Here is a 12,906-nt window from a genome sequence, read left to right on the forward strand (position 1 = left end):
CGCCACCCCGGACGATGAATCCCGCATGATTCACGGTAACAGGCTGGCTTTTGCGGTTCGGTCAATCAGGGGCTTGCAGGAGTCGAACGGCCGTTTTGGTCGGGCCTTCAAGGCTGCAGTGATCGGCTTGAGCTCGATCAGGTGATGACGGGGGCGGGGTGGAAGCGAAGCAGCGGCAGACCATCGATGCGCTGACGGCGGCCTGGGCCCAGGACGAGCGCGTCGAGCTGATCGATGGCGAGATCGTCAAGCGCCCGATGGCCCGTATCGAGCATGGGCTGGCGCAGTCCGGTCTGAATGCCGAGATCGCGTTGATCACCCGTCACGGCGGTCCCCGAGGCTGGTGGATCGCGACCGAGGTGAGCGTTGAACCTAGAAACCGCAGTTTTGTGTCGAGTAAGTCCAGGACTTTGGGAGCGGCACGGAGGCCGTGAAATTGGTCAATGTTACCCAGCGGGTGAGCACGGGAAGCCGTGCGATTCCCGTCAGAGGAGGTGAGCCGCCGACTCTGTAGCGAACCTGCATGCATAGACCGCAAGGGTATGTGTGAAGCCAGGTGTAGCGAGCGTGCAGGCCGCGTGATAGAGCCCCGAAAATTTCATAGTTGTGGTCCGAGAGGATAACCGGTGAGAGCCGGGAAAGCCGACGGTTTGGCTGCGCCGGAAGGCATTGAGTCCCGGAGACGCAAAGGCGAGTCGAGGGGACACCACCGGGGTCCGAGAGCGGGGCATGTACGCACAGGGGTAGCCTGGGAACTCGAGAGGACCGTGATCTCCTTGTGAAGACACCGGTGAGGCACGCCGGAGAACAAGCAGGGCCAAGAGCCGAGCGGGAACCGCGCACCGCAGGCATCGTCCCGAGGGGCGGAAACGAACGCGCGGACACAAGGTATCGGGGCGCGAGCGAGCATGCGAAGCAACCCGAGACGGAGCAACGGTAGTCTTAGCGGAGCATAGTACCGATGGCTGAGAGCAGGAGAAGCCGAGAAGGCGGGGAACCGAGACCCGAGGGACCCGCTGGAGGGAAGGCGAAGCCGGGGATAACGTCTTGCCGGGGGGAACGATGACAGGCACCCAGAGGCCACACCTCATCACACCGCAACTTCGGCAAATCACAGCGCAAGCACAGGCGAATCCGGATCAGGTATTCACCAGCCTGATCCACCACATGGATTTCGATCTGCTTCGAGAAGCCTACTACCGGCTGCGGGCGCGATGGAGCGCCGGGGCTGAGCGGGATCGACGCGCGGGACTATGCGCAAGACCTGGAGGGCAACCTGAACGGGCTGCACGAGCGCCTGCGCACGCGGACCTACCAGGCCGCGGCGGTCAAGCGCGTGTGGATTGACAAGGACGACGGCAAGAAACGCCCGATCGGGATCACGGAAATCGAAGACAAGATCGTACAGAAAGCGGTATCGATGCTGATGGGAGCGGTGTACGAGCAGGACTTCCTACCGTGCTCCTATGGCTTTCGGGAAGGGCGCAACGCCCATGACGCCCTCGCGCAGCTGCGCGAGCAATGCATGACGCACGGCATCCGATGGATCGACGACGCAGACATCACAGGATTCTTCGACAACATCGACCGGGGCTGGCTGCGGAGCTTTATCCAGCGCCGGATCAATGATGGTGGGATCATGCGGCTGATCGGCAAATGGTTGCACGCCGGCGTCATGGATGGCGCAACACTCAGCTACACCGACAAAGCGACGCCACAGGGCGGAGTCATCAGCCCGCTGTTGGCGAACATCTACCTCCACCATGTACTGGATGTGTGGTTCGAGACCGAAGTGAAGCCGCGGCTGCGAGGCCACTGCTTCTTGGTGCGCTTTGCCGACGACTTCGTCCTTGGCTTTCAACGCGAAGACGATGCACGGCGCGTCCTGCAGGTGCTCGCGAAACGCTTCGCCAGATTCGGACTGGACCTGCATCCCGAGAAGAGCCGCCTGATCGAGTTCGGCAGACCTGCCCGCGCGCAACGCAGCGGCCAGGGCGCCAACACGTTCGACTTTGTCGGATTCACCCACTACTGGGCAAGATCGAGGCGGGGCTACTGGGTCATCAAGCGCAAGACCAAGCGCAAGACGGTCAAGAAGCACATCCAGGGCATCCGGGCGTGGTGTCGGCGAAATCGCCACCGCGCGCTTGAGGAACAACACCGGATCATCAGCGCCAAGTTGCGCGGCCACTACCAATACTTCGGTGTCCGCGGCAACCTCCAAGCCCTGGCAGCGGTGCGCGAGCAAGTGCTGCGCGCCTGGCAGTACTGGCTTCACCGTCGCAGCAGCAAGCACGCCATGCCGTGGAGCAAGTTCCAGGCACTGCTGGAGCGCCTGCCGTTGCCCCGACCCAGGATCATCCATGCCGTGTGACTGCTTGCAGGGTCGTGAAGTTATCCATCAGGATCGGGGTTGCGATCCTGGTATCCCGAGGAACCGGATGACCGAATTGGTCACGTCCGGATCTGTGGGGGGGATGGTCCAGTAATGGCTGTCTCTACCCGGAGGACGGCCGCCAGGGTGCGTCCCGCGGGGTGTCCAGCTAGGCACAACGAGGCGGAATAGTCATTCTCTTCCAACGAGTTGTCACAACGCTGGGCGCCGCGCGGGGCGTGCACTGGTGGTCGTAGCGGCCATCATCCACGGGTGCGCCTCAAAAAGCGCCAGAAGTGGAGTTGATGCAAAGGGTTGCATGCTTTGCGAAGTGGTCAACTGCGGTTTCTAGGTTGAATACAGCGAGCACCAGTGTCCGAGCCATGATCTGGCCGGCTGGCGCAAGGAGCGCCTGCCGTCGCCCCCGAGGGGCGTGATGACGCTGGCCCCGGACTGGGTCTGCGAGATCCTCTCGCCCGGCCATGAGCGCAAGGATCTCGTGCATCATCTCCTGCTGCTGCAGCGCGCCGGCGTCCCGTACTACTGGGTCCTCTCACCCGAGGACCGCTCGCTGATCGCCTATGCGCTCGAGGGCGAGGGCTATCGCGTCATCGCCTCGGCCGCGTACCGACAGGATGAGATGCCGGAGCGCGTGCGCATCCCGCCCTTCGAGGTCGGCGAGATCGACCTCGGGTATGTCTTCGGCGTCGATTGAGGGGGGTCGTGATGCCACGAGAGTCTGATCCAGTGAGGTGGACCTGCGCGCCCGAGGCGGTCCGCACGATCTCACCGATTGCAGCGCGTCAGAAATGCCGAGACCCTTCTCTTGCAATCACGCCCAGCGCTGTACGAGCCCGGTCGCGGGCGACCCGATCGCGCTCGCGGCGGCGAAGATCGTTCGCAAGCGGGCTCCTACCGCACGGCCATTGGGGCAGCGCCAGTCGGTCTCGGGATTGCCGACGTCTTGCACTACACTGCGTCCAGTTTGGGATGTGCCATTTTGACCGCGCCGGCTGCGGAAAAATGACGCTTCTGTCTCTGGACGCGGTTTAGCTTGCGACCATTGCGGGCAACGACGATCGGTCTCGGGGGTGCCGCTGTCTTGCACGAGGTTCAGGCCGCTTGCGGCGGCGTCTCGACGAACAGCGCCTCGAGCCGATCGCCGATGCGGCTCTGGCCGGCCTGGCGCAGCACCACGTCGACCGGCGGCAGCCGTGGCAGGTGCTCGCTCGGCGCGATGACGGTAGTGCCGGGGATCAGCGCGCGCTCGGTGCGGGCGGTGATGCCGAGGCCGTTCTTCACCGCCGCCATCAGGCCGGGCAGGCTGGTTGTGGTATAGGCGACGCGCCAGGGGATGCCGGCGCCGTTGAGCGCGTCGACCGCGACCGCGCGCAAGGTGCAGGGCGGCGAGAAGGTCGCCAGCGGCAGCGGGCTGCCGGGCTCCCGCCGCCGGTGTTCGTCGCCCTGCTCCGGACCGATCCAGTGCAGCTGGGCCTGCCCTAAGCGGCGGCCGGCGATCGGCCCCGTGCCGGCGCGGCAGACTGTCAGAATGAGATCGTAGTCGCCGCGCTCGAAGGCTGTGGATAGGTCCTGCGTGAAGCCCGTGTGCACATGCAGGCGCACCCGTGGGTAGGCTTGCGCGAAGCGGGCGAGCAGCTCCGGGAACGGACCCTCCGAGAGCCCTTGCGCCACGCCGAGCCGTAGCTCGCCCTCGATCTCGCTCTCGGCCACCGCGGCGACCGCCGCCTCCTGCATGCGCAGCAGCTGCCGGGCATGGCCGACGAAGCGCTCGCCGGCCGCGGTGAGCCGGCGCTTGCGGCCATCGGGCGCGAACAGGGCCACGCCGAGCTCCTGCTCGAGCCGATGGACCTGCTGGCTGATGGTCGACTGCGTCTTGTGCAGCCGCGCCGCGGCGCGATTGAAGCCGTCCAGCTCGACCACGGCGACGAAGGTCCGTAGCAACTCGGTGCTCAGGTTCGGTTGAAGCGACATCAGCGTGCTTGCCCCGTTGAAATTGCATACGATTCCGCTTTGTTGTGTCTGTTGGCCTGTTTCCGATCAGGCAGGCAGACGTTCCTTTGGAGGCCGCTTAGGTGCCGTTTCTAGTGCATCGCGTCAGAAATGCCGAGACCCTTTTCCTGTCATCTGGCTCTCAGCACTGTAGGAACCCGCTTGGGGGCGACCAGGCCGCGGGCGCGACGGCGAAAATCGCCCGCAAGCGGGCTCCTACCCCACGACCATTGGGGGGCAGCGACGATCGGTCTCGGGAGTTCCGCTGTCTTGCACTAGGGTGATGCCAGCGTCGACCCGGGTGTTCGCGATTGGCGATCGATCAGTTCAAAAAATATCATTAGAACGATCAATTGGGACGGAATAAGGTTGGTTCATGCGAGGCGTCTTCGCGTCGACTCGTCCTTTGATCATCCTTGTCTGCTTGCTTTTGTTCGCGGCCTGAGCGTCATCAGTCCGCCCAGCGGCATACCTCCAGCGTCATACCCCCAGAGTCCTATCCCCGAGAGAGATCACCGATGACCACCAAGCTCAACCGCTACAGCTCCCGTGTCACCGAGCCCAAATCCCAGGGCGCCTCCCAGGCCATGCTGCATGCCACCGGCCTCTCCGAAGAGGACCTCGGTAAGCCGATGATCGGCATCGCCGGCGTCTACCTGGAGGGCAACCCCTGCAACATGCACATCAACGACCTTGCCGCCGAGGTCAAGGCCGGCACCGATGGGGCGGGCCTGGTCGGCATGCGCTTCAACACCATCGGTGTCAGCGACGGCATCAGCATGGGCACGCGCGGCATGAGCTATTCGCTGCAATCGCGCGACCTGATCGCCGATTCGATGGAGACCGTGGTCGGCGCCCAGTGGTACGACGGACTGATTGCATTGCCCGGCTGCGACAAGAACATGCCCGGCTCGATCATGGCGATGGCGCGGCTCGACCGCCCGGGCATCATGGTCTACGGCGGCACCATCCGCGCCGGCCACGGCAAGTCCGGTCAGCCGCTCGACATCGTCTCGGCGTTCCAGAGCTACGGCCAGTACCTCGCCGGCAACATCGACGAGGCCGAGCGCGAGGACATCGTCCGCCACGCCTGCCCCGGCCCCGGCGCCTGCGGTGGCATGTACACCGCCAACACCATGGCCTCGGCGATCGAGGCGCTCGGCATGGCCTTGCCGTACAGCGCGTCGGTCCCGGCCACCGATCCAGCCAAGCTCGACGAGTGCCGCCGCGCCGGCGCCGCGATGCGCACCCTGCTCGAGCAGGACATCAAGCCCAGTGACATCATGACCCGCGCCGCGTTCGACAACGCGCTGGCGATGGTGATGGCGCTCGGCGGCTCGACCAACGCGGTGCTGCATCTGATCGCGATGTCGCGCGCAATCGGCGTCAATCTGACGCTCGAGGATGTCCAGGCCGCGAGCGATCGCACCCCGTACCTGGCCGATCTCAAGCCGAGCGGCAAGTATGTGATGGAGGACCTGCATCAGGTCGGCGGCACGCCGGCGGTGATGAAGTACCTGCTCGAGCAGGGCCTGATGACCGGCGACTGCCTCACCGTCACCGGCCGCACCCTCGCCGAGAACGTCGCCGAGCTGCCGGGGCTCAGTGATGGTCAGCAGATCGTGATGCCAGTCGAGAATGCCTACAAGGAGACCGCCCACATCCAGATCCTGCGCGGCAACCTGGCCCCGGAAGGCGCCGTAGCCAAGATCACCGGCAAGGAAGGGCTGCGCTTCGAGGGCACCGCACGGGTCTTTGACGCTGAGGAGGACATGCTGCGGGCGCTCGAGGACGGCCAGATCAAGAAGGGCGACGTGGTCGTGATCCGCTACGAGGGCCCCAAGGGCGGCCCCGGCATGCCCGAGATGCTCACTCCGACCAGCGCCATCATGGGCGCCGGCCTCGGCAAGGACGTCGCGCTGCTCACCGACGGGCGCTTCTCCGGCGGCTCGCACGGCTTCATCATCGGCCACGTCTGCCCGGAGGCGCAGGCGGGCGGCCCGATCGCGCTGCTCGCCGACGGCGATACTGTCACCATCGATGCCGGCGAGCGGCTGCTGGCGATGGACGTCGACGACGCTGAGCTAGAGCGCCGCCGCGCCAACTGGAGCATGCCGCCCTACAAGGCCGAGCGCGGCACGCTCTACAAGTACATCAAGACGGTCAAACCGGCCTCAGAGGGCTGTGTGACCGACGAGTAGCGCCGTGCGGCCGGCTCGAGATTGAGCCGGAAGATCAACCTCGCTGCCAAGCTGGATTCCGGGTGAGTTGCGCGTCGAGCCCAACGGCTCGGCGTGAGCACGGTCTACACTGAACGCCTGAGCGAAGTCTTACCTGCCATCCTCGGTATCACCGTTGAAGAAGCTCCCGATCGGCATCCAAACCTTGCGCGAGATGCGCGAGGGGGGCTATTACTACGTCGATAAGACCGGTTATGCGCTGCGGCTGATCGACGAGGGTAAGTACTACTTCCTGTCCCGTCCGCGGCGCTTCGGCAAGAGCCTGTTCCTCGATACGCTGGCGGAGCTGTTCAGCGCGAATCAGGCGTTGTTCGTGGGGCTGACGGCGGATGAGCGGTGGGATTGGTCGCGCCCGTATCCGGTGCTGCGGCTCAGCTTCGGCGGCGGGGTGGTGCGCACGCCGGCCGAGTTGGAGGCCAAGATCCGCGAGCAGTTGGCGCTCAACCAGTCGGAGCTCGGTATTCGCTGCGAGCAGCCGACCATCGCCGGCGCCTTCGCCGAGCTGATCCGCCGAACCCATGCCAAGACCGGCGAGCGGGTGGTGGTGCTGGTCGATGAGTACGACAAGCCGATCCTGGATAATCTGCTCGAGGCCGAGACCGCGCGCGGGCTGCGCGATGGCCTGCGCAATCTGTACTCGGTGATCAAGGATTCGGATGCGCACATCCGCTTCGCGTTCCTCACCGGGGTGAGCAAGTTCAGCAAGGTCAGCCTGTTCTCAGGGCTGAACAATCTCTACGATCTCACCGTCGACGCCGACTATTCGGCCCTCTGCGGTTACACCGAGGCCGATCTCGACGCGGTCTTCGCGCCCGAACTCGAGGGTCTGGACCGCGCGCAGATCCGGGCCTGGTACAACGGCTACAACTGGCTCGGCGAGGCGGTCTACAATCCCTTCGACGTATTGCTGCTGTTCAAGCGGCGCGTCTTCCACCCCTGGTGGTTCGAGACCGGCACGCCGACCTTTCTGGTCGATGTGCTGACCGAGCGCGGCTTCTTCACGCCCAACCTAGCCAAGCTCCGGGCTGACGAGGCGCTGCTATCGGCGTTCGATGTCGACCGATTGGCGACCGAGGCGCTGCTCTGGCAGACCGGCTATCTGACCTTCACCGGCGCCCGGCAGATCGGCGCGCGTTGGGAATACAGTCTGAGCTATCCGAATCTGGAGGTCAGTGCCGCGCTCAACGACAGCCTGTCCAAGGCGTTGATCGGCAACCCCGGCCAAGCGAGCGAACTGGCGAGCCGCTTGTACGACATCCTGCTGGCCGATGACCTCCCGGCGCTGCGCCGGCATGTCGAGAGCCTGTTCGCCGCGATCCCGCATGCCTGGCACGATAACAACCCGATTGCGCGTTATGAGGGCTACTACGCTAGCGTCTTCTATAGCCACTTCGCCGCGCTCGGGCTCGACCTGGTCCCGGAGGACGCCAGCCACCACGGCCGGCTCGATCTGCGCTTGCGTTTCAATGGCCGCCTGTGGCTGTTCGAACTCAAAGTGGTCGAGTTCGCCCCCGAAGGGGCCGCGCTGGCGCAGATCAAGGCCCGCGGCTATGCCGACAAGTACCGCGCCGAGGGGCTGCCGATCCATCTGGTCGGCATCGAATTCAGTCGTGAACGGCGCGCGCTGGTGGCGTTCGAGACCGAGACCCTAGCCTGATCCGCAGTCGCGAAGCCGATGGCGCCGACTTCTGAATCGCCGCATGACCGCGCTCGAGGCCAACGCATGAACGCCGTCAGCATGATGTTGGCTTGCAAGGACACGAACAGACCTGACGCCACTCCCTGCGAGCCCAACGGCTCGGCGTGAGCATACTCTACACTGAGCACTGAGTAGCGCTTTGCCTGATCATCGACGTGGCCCATGAAAAAGCTCCCGATCGGCCTCCAGACCTTCCGCGAGATCATCGAGGAAGGCTACGTCTACATCGACAAGACCGCGCACGCCTGGGCGATGGCGAGCACCGGCAAGTACTATTTCCTCTCGCGCCCGCGCCGCTTCGGCAAGAGCCTGTTCCTGGACACGCTCAACGAGCTGTTCAACGCCAGCGAGGCGCTGTTCCGTGGGCTCTTCATCCATGAACGCTGGGACTGGTCCCAGCGGCATCCGGTGATCCGGCTGGACTTCGCCGGCGGGGTGCTGACCAGTCGCGCGGGGCTCGACCGGCGCATCGAGCGTCTGCTGAGCGAGAACGCCGCGCGGCTCGGCGTGACCTGCGACTGGAGCCACAACGACATCCCGGGCTGCTTCGGCGACTTGATCCGCGCGGCCGAGGCGGCTACCGGCCAGCGCGTCGTGATCCTGGTCGACGAATACGACAAGCCGATCCTGGACAACATCGCCGAGCCGGAACGCGCCGCCGAACTGCGCGAAGGGCTGAAGAACCTGTACTCGACCCTGAAGGCGCAGGACGCGCACATCCGGCTGGTGTTCATGACCGGGGTGACCAAGTTCAGCAAGGTCAGCCTGTTCTCGGGGATCAATCAACTTGAAGATCTCACCCTCGACGCGCGCTTCGCCACCGTCTGCGGCTACACTCAAGCCGACCTCGAGACCAGCTTCGGCGAGCATCTGAGCGGGGTCGACTGGGACCGGCTGCGGCAGTGGTACAACGGCTATGGCTTCCTCGGCGAGCCGGTCTACAACCCGTTCGACATCCTGCTCTTCATTCGCAAAGGGCAAGCCTTCCGCAACTACTGGTTCGAGACCGGCAGCCCGAGCTTCCTGATCGAATTGCTGCGATGCCGGAGGATGTTCTTGCCGAAGCTCGAGGGGATCGAGGCGAGCGAAGAGATCCTCGACTCCTTCGATATCGAGCGCATCGATCCGGTCACCCTGCTGTTCCAGGCCGGTTACCTCACCATCGACCACATCACCGAGCAATTCGGGCAATGGTCGTTTGCGCTGCGGATTCCGAACCAGGAGGTCCGTCAGGCGCTCGCCAACCACCTTGCCGATGGCTATACCGGCCACTACCCGAGCGAGCGCCTGGGTTGGCAGCAATCGCTCTACGGCCCGCTGTCGAGCGGCGATGTGGATGGCCTGATCGCCGCCATCCAGCGCCTGTTCGCCGGGGTCCCGTGGCGCAACTTCACCGGTAATGACCTGGCCGATACCGAGGGCTACTACGCCAGCGTGCTCTACGCCTTCTTTGCCAGCCTGAATGCCGAGGTGATCCCCGAGGACATCACGAACCAAGGCCAGGTCGATCTCACCGTCAAGCTGGCTGGCTTCATCTACGTCATGGAGATCAAGGTCCGGCGCGGCGCCGGCGACGCGGCTCGCCCCGACGGGAAGACGGCACCGGTTGCGGATCAGCCCGACAATGCTGCCCTGGCCCAGATCCGCGCCCGCGGCTACAGCGACAAGTACCGGGGGCTGCCCAAGCAAGGGCTGTTCGAGCTCGGGTTGGTCTTCGACAGCGCCGCGCGCAATCTGGTATAGGCGGATTGGGCGCAGGCTGGGTAGTCGCGAAGGTGTGCGGTCGGTTGTCGGCCTCGCCGCGTGCACCAAAGCGTACATGATCGCCGATGACAGCAGTAGACTCCTGAACGAGCCGACAACCTGGAGCATGCATCCATGAGCGCCGCCCTGGACCTCTACGCCAAGCTCACCGAGGCCACGGATGAGAAGGAGCGCGCGCATCTGATCGCGAGTGCCTTCGACGCGCTGGAGGCCCGCTTCATCCAGATCAACGAGCAGGCCACGCAAGGGCATGTGCGCGAGAATGAACTACGCCTGCAGAAGGAGATCAAGGAAGTCGGGGCGCGCCTGCAGGAGCAGCTCAAAGACATCGAGCTGCAGATCAAGCAGTTCGAAGTCAACCTGCACCAGGCCATGGCTGCCCAGACCTGCTGGCTGCTCGGCGGCCTCGCAGTGCTTGGCGCCGTCTTCAAAATCGCCGATCTGTTGATCGGACCTTGAGTGCCATCGGTCACCGTGCCGCGCAGCCTGTTGCTGCGTATGCCTCCAAGGTCTGCCTCTTACGCTGGCGGAGCTATTCAGCGCGAATCAGGCGTTGTTCGCGGGGTTGGCGGCGCAAGAGCGCTGGGACTGGTCGTGCCCGTATCCGGTGCTGCGGCTCAGCTTCGGCGGGGTCTGACCGTCAAGCTGGCTGGCTTTATCTACGTCATAATAGAGATGAAGATACGGCGCGGTGCCGGCGCTGGTCGATCAGAGCTGACTGGAACCCATAAAGAGCGATGGCGTATATCAAAAAGGACTCGATCTGATTGTCAGATCGAGTCCTGCACGTTAGCCCTCTACATTACGAGCCTAGGGCGGCCGATTGCGGGGTTATATTAGCCTTCGCCTTCGCCTTCGCCTTCGCCTTCGCCTTCGCCGGCTGCGTTTCGGCACTCAGGTGGAACAAGAGTGTAACAATCGTCAGAAGTTGAACAGACCCAGGTTACGATACCTTCTTCTGTCAACTCAGGCGTCAATGTGATCTCACATTCGTCAACTGCGGTGGTCCCAGCTACCGTAATTGCCCCAGTGCCATCTGCGCATGATGATGATGCAACATAATCACTACCGGCCTCTATATCAGTATATCCAGCACAAGCACCGTCCGTGATTTCGCCCATACTAGAAATGTTTTCACTAACTGTTGCCTTTGCTGCAGAGGCAGCAACAATTGCTTCTGACATTTTTGCGCGTTTAGTAAAATCCATGTAAGAAGGAATTGCGATTGCGGCAAGAATGCCGATGATCGCAACGACGATCATTAGTTCGATTAAGGTAAAACCCTGCTGATGCTTACGCATGAGACTGTTCTCTCTATGGCTGTTTGCAAACTCTGGGTCGTGACCTAAACGGCTTTTGTGCCTCATTCGGCCACATTGGCTTTAGCAGATCCCGGGCCAGACTGAATGTCCCTTGCGGAGAGTCCGAATCGCGTCCAATTCCGTGAGCGCGTTCACAAAAGGGACCAATTTCAATACTCGACTGAAAATGTCGAGTTTGATTTGCGTTTTTGATAAAAATGCTCGGAAATGCCAGGTGATGTATGAGCGTTCCGCTTCAAGAAGATCACTCTTCAAGCCCCGCAACCAATGCGGCGGCGAGGGCATGCCCGCGCTCGGCTGCACCGCGCAGCCAGGTCTTGGCCGCATCCAGGTCGAGTGCCACGCCGGTGCCTGAGACCAGGCATTGCCCAAGATGACACATCGCATCGGGCAAACCACCGCGAGCCGCCCCGATCAACCAAGGTCGCGCGCGCTCGGTTTGGTCTGCTTCCAGCAGCATCAACGCGACCTCGAGCTGACTCGGCGCATTGCCCGTGTCGGCCGCTAAGATGTGCGCGCGTTCTTCTTCCTCAACTGGAAATGTCACGAATGGGAGTAGGCTATCCAGATCGATGCGCGCTTTGGCATGACCGGAGGCGGGCTTGGCAACGATGTGCCGGACCCGGCCTTCGCGAATCGCGCGCCAGAGTGTGCTCTTGCCCATGCCAGTGAGCGACATCGCGGTCTCGAAGCTGATGTAATCCATCAACGCTCTCCAATGATGGAAGGATCAGCGCCGCTCCCACAGCCGCGCAAAATCGAGTCGGAGCGTGCAGGTAGAGAACGCAATATCGTGCCCGCCGTCATGAAAGCCGCTGACCTTTCGGTAGTTACCGTCGACGAGTCGATACAGGCCTGCTTGAGCGCGGGAAGGATCGAGCAGCAGGTACCAGGTGACGCCCTCCTGGCGGTACAGCTCGAACTTGGTCTGTTCATCTCGCCGCCTCGTCGGGGGTGAGATGACTTCGGCGATGAGTTCCGGTGGGCGCGTAATGCGGTCATCTTCTGGGCGATGGCAGATGACGATGACATCGGGACGCACGATGGTGTCCTGCGCGAGCTCGACGTCGATCTTGAACAGGACCTCACAGTCGGGGCAGCCCTCGAGCGCCGCGGCGAGCTGGCGTGCCTATTCCGACGAACGTGACCGCGGATTCCGACGGAACGTGACCGGCCGTGGACTCGCGCACGCACTGGGCCTGGAATCGTCGACCTATCGGTCACGATCCGTCAACGGGCGGCGTGATGTCTCTGGTGGTTGGTTCCTCCTCGGGTTTATCTTGATTGCTATTTTAAAACCAGCAGCCGTCGCGCCGCAGGCGTGCTCAGCGAATGCCTGGGGTGGTGCGCCGGGCGGTGGGCAACGGGTGCAGGAGTGGGGGCAAGGTGTGGGCAACCCGCGTGAGCGGGTTGTCCACGGCTTGTCCCCACGCCCGCCTGATGGGAATCAGGCGGCCTGCACGCGTTGTCCACGGTCCGGCGCTGGCACGGCGTTGC

The 12,906-nt window shown here is 63.5% G+C and carries 10 protein-coding genes and 1 pseudogene; 7 read left to right on the forward strand and 4 right to left on the reverse strand.

All coding sequences use genetic code 11. The features are described 5' to 3' along the window. The first annotated feature begins 158 nt into the window (after positions 1 to 158). From CKO40_RS17375 to CKO40_RS17385, 3 genes are all read left to right on the forward strand, one after another. Positions 159 to 434, forward strand: a complete 276-nt coding sequence (locus CKO40_RS17375) for a Uma2 family endonuclease (RefSeq protein ID WP_200347716.1) — start codon at positions 159 to 161, stop codon at positions 432 to 434. Between the two features lie 830 nt (positions 435 to 1,264). Next, positions 1,265 to 2,374: a group II intron reverse transcriptase/maturase gene (gene ltrA, locus CKO40_RS17380; RefSeq protein ID WP_242477145.1), complete on the forward strand. Its 1,110-nt coding sequence runs from the start codon at positions 1,265 to 1,267 to the stop codon at positions 2,372 to 2,374. Positions 2,375 to 2,762: 388 nt separating this feature from the next. Continuing rightward, positions 2,763 to 3,089 (forward strand): Uma2 family endonuclease, encoded by a 327-nt coding sequence (locus CKO40_RS17385; RefSeq protein WP_338074212.1) that lies wholly within the window; start codon positions 2,763 to 2,765, stop codon positions 3,087 to 3,089. A 398-nt stretch (positions 3,090 to 3,487) separates the two neighbouring features. Here CKO40_RS17385 and CKO40_RS17390 read toward each other — a convergent pair whose 3' ends face one another. Next, positions 3,488 to 4,366: a LysR substrate-binding domain-containing protein gene (locus CKO40_RS17390; protein WP_200347718.1), complete on the reverse strand. Its 879-nt coding sequence runs from the start codon at positions 4,364 to 4,366 to the stop codon at positions 3,488 to 3,490. 536 nt (positions 4,367 to 4,902) lie between these two features. On the opposite strand from CKO40_RS17390, the gene ilvD reads away from it, so the two are divergent. From ilvD to CKO40_RS17410, 4 genes are all read left to right on the forward strand, one after another. Further along, on the forward strand, positions 4,903 to 6,585 hold the full coding sequence (gene ilvD, locus CKO40_RS17395) for a dihydroxy-acid dehydratase (protein WP_200347719.1): 1,683 nt from the start codon (positions 4,903 to 4,905) through the stop codon (positions 6,583 to 6,585). A gap of 193 nt (positions 6,586 to 6,778) precedes the next feature. After that, entirely contained in the window at positions 6,779 to 8,281 is a 1,503-nt protein-coding gene (locus tag CKO40_RS17400; protein ID WP_200347726.1) for an ATP-binding protein, read from the forward strand. A gap of 204 nt (positions 8,282 to 8,485) precedes the next feature. Beyond that, positions 8,486 to 10,066, forward strand: coding sequence for an ATP-binding protein (locus CKO40_RS17405; protein ID WP_200347720.1), 1,581 nt, complete (start codon positions 8,486 to 8,488; stop codon positions 10,064 to 10,066). Positions 10,067 to 10,201: 135 nt separating this feature from the next. Further along, positions 10,202 to 10,546 (forward strand): hypothetical protein, encoded by a 345-nt coding sequence (locus CKO40_RS17410; protein ID WP_200347721.1) that lies wholly within the window; start codon positions 10,202 to 10,204, stop codon positions 10,544 to 10,546. A gap of 377 nt (positions 10,547 to 10,923) precedes the next feature. On the opposite strand, the gene CKO40_RS17415 is transcribed toward CKO40_RS17410, so the two are convergent. The 3 genes and pseudogenes from CKO40_RS17415 to CKO40_RS17425 all read right to left on the reverse strand — a co-directional run. Beyond that, the gene (locus tag CKO40_RS17415) at positions 10,924 to 11,388 is read right to left on the reverse strand and encodes a pilin (RefSeq protein ID WP_200347722.1); all 465 of its coding nucleotides are present in this window, start codon (positions 11,386 to 11,388) and stop codon (positions 10,924 to 10,926) included. Positions 11,389 to 11,653: 265 nt separating this feature from the next. After that, positions 11,654 to 12,115 (reverse strand): tetratricopeptide repeat protein, encoded by a 462-nt coding sequence (locus tag CKO40_RS17420; RefSeq protein ID WP_200347723.1) that lies wholly within the window; start codon positions 12,113 to 12,115, stop codon positions 11,654 to 11,656. Positions 12,116 to 12,139: 24 nt separating this feature from the next. Further along, positions 12,140 to 12,523 (reverse strand): annotated as a pseudogene (locus tag CKO40_RS17425) (Uma2 family endonuclease); the annotation flags it as partial. Positions 12,524 to 12,906 lie beyond the last annotated feature (383 nt).

Origin of the sequence: Halochromatium glycolicum (assembly GCF_016584085.1) — a bacterium.
Classification (GTDB): domain Bacteria; phylum Pseudomonadota; class Gammaproteobacteria; order Chromatiales; family Chromatiaceae; genus Lamprobacter; species Lamprobacter glycolicus.